Annotated in this window: 6 protein-coding genes and 1 pseudogene; 3 read left to right on the forward strand and 4 right to left on the reverse strand. The window is 45.1% G+C overall.

The annotated features are described in order from the left end of the window. Nucleotides 1–252 (forward strand): annotated as a pseudogene (locus AACQ17_RS06260) (thymidine kinase); the annotation flags it as partial. 84 nt (nt 253–336) lie between these two features. On the opposite strand, the gene AACQ17_RS06265 reads toward AACQ17_RS06260, so the two are convergent. From AACQ17_RS06265 to AACQ17_RS06275, 3 genes are read right to left on the reverse strand one after another with little or no spacing between them, the layout of a single operon-like run. Then, nucleotides 337–969 carry a YdcF family protein gene (locus tag AACQ17_RS06265; protein ID WP_013857054.1) on the reverse strand — a complete coding sequence of 211 codons (633 nt, stop codon included), beginning with the start codon at nt 967–969 and terminating at the stop codon, nt 337–339. Next, nucleotides 962–1,792 carry an NAD(P)H-binding protein gene (locus tag AACQ17_RS06270; RefSeq protein ID WP_094147086.1) on the reverse strand — a complete coding sequence of 277 codons (831 nt, stop codon included), beginning with the start codon at nt 1,790–1,792 and terminating at the stop codon, nt 962–964. Before AACQ17_RS06270 ends, AACQ17_RS06265 begins: the two co-directional genes overlap by 8 nt. A gap of 32 nt (nt 1,793–1,824) precedes the next feature. Continuing rightward, a complete protein-coding gene (locus AACQ17_RS06275; RefSeq protein WP_094147085.1) occupies nt 1,825–2,715 on the reverse strand; it encodes a LysR family transcriptional regulator in 891 nt (296 codons plus the stop codon). 96 nt (nt 2,716–2,811) lie between these two features. Between AACQ17_RS06275 and AACQ17_RS06280 the strand changes: the two genes are divergently transcribed. Next, nucleotides 2,812–3,255 (forward strand): PACE efflux transporter, encoded by a 444-nt coding sequence (locus AACQ17_RS06280; RefSeq protein WP_094147084.1) that lies wholly within the window; start codon nt 2,812–2,814, stop codon nt 3,253–3,255. 64 nt (nt 3,256–3,319) lie between these two features. Here AACQ17_RS06280 and AACQ17_RS06285 read toward each other — a convergent pair whose 3' ends face one another. After that, nucleotides 3,320–3,553, reverse strand: coding sequence for a TIGR02647 family protein (locus tag AACQ17_RS06285; RefSeq protein WP_010318620.1), 234 nt, complete (start codon nt 3,551–3,553; stop codon nt 3,320–3,322). A gap of 302 nt (nt 3,554–3,855) precedes the next feature. On the opposite strand from AACQ17_RS06285, the gene focA reads away from it, so the two are divergent. Continuing rightward, nucleotides 3,856–4,710 carry a formate transporter FocA gene (gene focA, locus AACQ17_RS06290; protein ID WP_026028023.1) on the forward strand — a complete coding sequence of 285 codons (855 nt, stop codon included), beginning with the start codon at nt 3,856–3,858 and terminating at the stop codon, nt 4,708–4,710. Nucleotides 4,711–5,005 lie beyond the last annotated feature (295 nt).

Consider the following 5,005-nt stretch of genomic DNA (forward strand, 5'->3'; position numbering starts at 1 on the left):
CCGGTACTGTGCTATGGCTTGCGTACCGATTTTTTAGGTGAGCTATTTGAAGGGAGTAAATATCTACTTTCTTGGGCCGATAAGCTGGTGGAATTGAAAACAATTTGTCATTGTGGCCGTAAAGCGAACATGGTCATTCGCACCGATGAACATGGAGTGGCGATTGCCGAAGGTGATCAAGTCTCTATTGGTGGTAACGATAAATACGTGTCGGTATGTCGTCAGCACTATAAAGAAGCCTTGGGTAAGTAAATTCATTACTTCTGCGCCTTGAACAAATTATTCGATAGGGAGGTTTAAGCCTCCCTATCTATTTTGTATGCCCCACAACTTGTGTTACCACTCAAATTGACTCAGAACTTGGTAAGCAAGTGTCACATCGTCTGGGATCGGTTGCTCAATCTGAAATCCTTGTGCTGGGTAGTCGCGGACTCGCACAAAATCGTCTAATAGCGCACTCAGTACAACATCAACGGTGAAATCCTCATCAAGATAATCGAAAAATGTCTCTCCGCCAGAGGTCACCATCAATGACTCAAATGGGGCGGGCCACTGCTGAACAAATGTGGCGTAGGCACGACGTTCCATGAAGGGTTTTTGAACCACAATAATACGTTGCGCAGTGATCGATTTTTCTGCCAATAGATGGTGACTAAATCGTACATTTTCTCCAGAGTGAGTCGCCTTTTTTTCCAGTAAAATCGCGTGGGTTGGGACGCCACAATCTTTGGCTATGTCAGCAAAGGTTTCTGCTTCGCTTTTAGCAAATTTACCCTCAGTAAAACGCCCTTGTCCGCCAGAGAAAAGAAGGTAGGGAGCCAGATTTTGTTGGTACAAATGTGCAGCATACTCAGCCACGCGCAAATCATTGCTGCAAAACACCATAATGATATCGGCCGCGACGAGCTCATGCTTCATCTGCATGTACTGCCACAAGGTTTCAATGTGTTGGTAGAGATGTTTACTCATTCAGTGCCAGTGCCTCTAACGTGTGTGAATAATGAAATTGATAGCCCAATTGGCTCAGCTTGTCGCTTAAGATGCGTTTGTCTGCAATATCGACAATTGGCGGCAATGGTGAGTCTAGCTCGGCGGCCGCCAACGCGGCTTGATAAAACTCAGCTTTACTCACGGTTTGTGGTGTGGTGGCGTTAACGACCTGTTTGGAGAGTTTTTCGCTGGCAAAAATCAGTGCACCAATGGCGTCTTTTTGATGCAACATATTAGCTGGTGCAAGCCGGCTGACTTGCGCCAAACGCGCTGCAAATCGTGAGGGATGACGCTTTGGTCCGATCAAGCCACTACAGCGTACAATGACATAATCTAGCCCTGAATCGATAACGTGTTGCTCGGCTTGCAACATGATTCGTGCTCCTTCACTGAAGTTTGAGTCATTTTGCGCCAGTGACAAGGAGGCATCCTGTTCACTCATTGGTTGTGCAATGTCAGGATAGACGCTGGTTGAGCTGACCATGACGATTTTACGCACATTAGCCAGCTTTGCTTGTGCGACTAAATATTGCCACTGCTGCGCATACTCTTGCCCTCTTCCCTTGCGAAAACCGGGTGGAAAGCTGCCTATCACAATTTCACTTTTTTGAGCAATAAAGTGCTGCGATAAGCTTTGGTCGCGCAGAGAAAGATCGCATACAAAGCCTGTGATGCCATGTTGCGTTAACTCAAGCATTCCTGCCGTTTGGGTGCGGCTGGCGTAGACTTGGTGGTTTTCGGTAAGAGCTTGCGCTAGAGGAAGGCCTAGCCAACCTGCGCCAATGAGGGTAATGGTGCTCATAAAATGTACATCCTGTATTGATTGTATGCCGATCAGGCATCGGTGAGTGGACTAAGCTGGCGCAACAACTGCCTGACCATTTTATGGATAGGATCGGCGCTCATGCGCTGATGCTGAATGACATCAATGTTGGTATACCAAGCCAGCTGTTCAAACTCAACAGGGACACGCACTAATTTCCCCATCGCTTGTTCACTTTCGGCTAAATAGCTTGGCAGCAAACACCATCCTAAACCGCTTAACGCCATCTCTAATAATAGATAGTAGTTATCGGCGTACCATATCTCGGGGCTAAAGGCTTGATGGGAACTGCTGGTTTTATGGCTGCGTGAGCGGATAACGAGTTGGCGATGCAATCTTAGCATATCGATATGGGGCGCTTGATGCTGAGCCAATTCATGCTCTGCGGCCACATAAACATCAAAACGGATTGAACCGACATTTTCAAAATCAAGGTTATTCGGTAAGGCCAATTCACTGAAGATGATCCCACAGCTAGCGCGACCTTGTTCCACCATCTCAATCACATCGGTACTTGATGCACTTAAACATTCAATTTCAATGTGTGGAAACTGTGTGGCTAACTGTTTGAATAAATGGGTTAACCCTTGTAACGGGATCCCTTCATCCATCGCGAGCGAAAGCTGTTGATTGGGTGATGAAGCAAGCAGTTGTGCTTGTTGCGCTAAGCGTTGATGTTGCTGCAACGTCGCTTGCGCATACGGTAGAAGTCGTTCGCCTTGCGCGGTTAATCGTGGATAACGGCCGGAGCGATCAAACAGTTCTACACCGCAATCAATTTCTAAATTGATGATGTGTTGGCTAACGGCCGATTGAACTTTGCCCAACTGTCTTGCCGCGCCGGAGAAAGAGCCACTCTCAACGGTTGCGGTGAAGGCTTGCAACTGATCAATACTCAACATATCTCATTTACCGATACTATCTAACTTTTTAGTATCTTCAATATAGATGAAAATGAGTCCATTCAACACCTCAGACGAAGAATAAAGAGGAGAAAAATGATGTCAATGAGAGAGCTGTCGATGAAAGAGCGCCTTTTCCATGCAATAACGTTTGAAGTGACCGCATTAGCGTTAATTATTCCAATCTCCGCATTGGTGACAGGGCAGGGAACGGGGGATTTAGCCATGATAGGTATTGGTTTGAGCCTATTTGCCGTAGCGTGGAACTATTTATACAACGTTTTGTTCGACCGAGTGTTTGGTACCAACCGATTAGCGCGTACGGTTAGCTTACGTTTGTTACACACGACCGGTTTTGAAGGTGGGCTCGTCTTTATTTCTATTCCGGTGATCGCTTGGGTTTTAGACGTATCGATGTGGGATGCATTGATTTTGGAAGCTGGGTTTCTGACCTTTTTCTTTATCTACACCACACTGTTTAACTGGGGATATGATCGAATTCAGCCCTATCAACGTTGGATTGAGCCAATGGCCAAATAAAGAAGGGCGGTTTTTTAAAGGGGCAAGGCAGCCAGCAGAGTCTCGGCTGCCTTTGCAGGCTAGATTAAGAGTTCAAAACGCGCAGCACGCGCTCTGCATGCTCGGCCACTTCGATGCCTTCATCCGTCAAATAGCCACCATCAGGTAATGTACATAGACCTTTTTCGTAAAGACGTTGAACGGCGGATTGCATGTCGTCAGACGCATCATTACGGACTTTAATACCAGTCGCAGCGCTGCTTAAATCAAATTGGAGGAGTAGATTGAGCTCGGCGATATTTTGTTGAGTAAATTTCATCTCGACACCTATATAGTGAATGATTTTTTGTCACCATAGATGGCAGTGCTGTTGGCTGCAATCAGTTGTTGTAAGAAATGTTATCTGCAACCAAATTGGGGATATTTCACACAGTTATATCCATCATTGGTTTGCAAGAGAGTGGCTATCTATAGACGCTGGATATGGGCTATCAATAAATTTTTATGATTTTCATCACGCTAAACACATTTTTTGTAAACATAGAAAATAGCTCTTGAATTGTCATAGGAATGGAGCGATTATCCGCGCCTTATATAACTTGTTTCAAAATGTTACTTGCCATGAACTTAAACCAATTTGATTCCCTATTGCCACCGCAAATGGCAGAGCGCGCCGCAGAAACTGGCGTTGGAAAAGCGACGAAAGATCCGATGAAGTCTTTCCTTCTTGCCATTTCTGCTGGCATTCATATCGGTATTGCTTTCGTTTTTTACACTACAGTGACGACAGGAACTGGCGATATGGCTTGGGGTCTGAGCCGTTTTATCGGCGGCTTTGCGTTTAGCTTAGGTCTTATTCTGGTGGTGGTCACCGGTGGTGAGTTATTCACTAGTTCAGTGCTGACTTTGGTTGCACGTGCGAGTGGCAAAATTTCTTGGAGCATGCTGATTAAAAACTGGGTCATCGTCTATTTTGGCAACCTTGCTGGTGCGCTGATGCTTGTCGCTTGTATGCTAGTTTCCAAACAATATATGTTTGATGGTGGACAAGTTGGCCTCAATGCGATGGCCATTTCTCAGCATAAATTGCATCACGAGTTTATGCAGGCAGTAGCGCTTGGCATTATGTGTAACGTGTTGGTGTGCGTGGCGGTCTGGATGACTTTCAGTGGTCGCACCTTGACTGACAAAATTATGGTGATGATTTTACCTGTCGCCATGTTTGTCGCCGCGGGTTTTGAGCACTGCATCGCTAATATGTTCCAAGTTCCGATGGCAATTGGTATCAAATATTTTGCACCCGCTGAGTTTTGGCAGATGACGGGTGCCAATATCGCCGACTACGCAGACCTTAACTTAATGGGTTTTTTGATCAATAACCTATTACCCGTGACGATTGGCAATATCATCGGTGGGGGTGTTTTTGTTGGCATTTGGTACTGGTTAATTTACCTTCGAGATGGATCTCACGAATAACTCCTGATTGAAGAGATGATCTTAGAAGCGGCTTTAAGGGCCGCTTTTTTTTGTCATCTCTAAACCATCGCCTTAGGTGGTGTTGACTGCTTCTGCTAGTGTTTATTCACTATTTATACCTTTAAAACAGCTTATCCACATTTTCTGTGGATAAGCTGTTTTAAAGCCAGTGTGTAAGATGAATTGTGATAAGAGTTTTTGAATTTGGACAAACACTGTAGAAGAAATTCTAGAGATGTTAAAGCTCATCATAACCTTTTTAGACCTTATGTTATAGAGATCTAAACTAAAGTAT

This window comes from Vibrio sp. V10_P2A27P122, from assembly GCF_963874335.1.
Taxonomy (GTDB): Bacteria; Pseudomonadota; Gammaproteobacteria; order Enterobacterales; family Vibrionaceae; genus Vibrio; species Vibrio anguillarum.